1 protein-coding gene is annotated in these 231 nt (G+C 84.0%); it reads right to left on the reverse strand.

Annotated features, from left to right (window positions below; translation table 11 throughout):
• Nucleotides 1-231: zinc-dependent metalloprotease (locus KVT14_RS21725; protein WP_217617426.1), on the reverse strand; the 231-nt coding region annotated here is incomplete at both ends.

A 231-nucleotide genomic window follows, 5' to 3' on the forward strand; every position in this document is an offset into this window, starting at 1 on the left:
CAGCGAGCGCGGCCGCCCCCCGCGCCCCGCGGCACCCGCGCCGCCCGACGGGCCCTCTTCGCCGGCGTCGCCGTCCGCCCGGGCCGCCCCGTCCGTCCCGTCCCCCCGCGCCGGCCCCGGCCACCGCGGCCGCGACCCCTCCTCCGCGAGCAGCACCCGGAGCCGGTCGCTCAGGTGGCCCGCCAGCCAGGGCGCGGACGCGAACTGCTGGGCGTGCGTCTGCTCGTGCAG

The sequence above is a fragment of the Cellulomonas sp. GbtcB1 genome (genome assembly GCF_019091725.1).
In the GTDB taxonomy this organism is placed as follows: domain Bacteria; phylum Actinomycetota; class Actinomycetes; order Actinomycetales; family Cellulomonadaceae; genus Cellulomonas.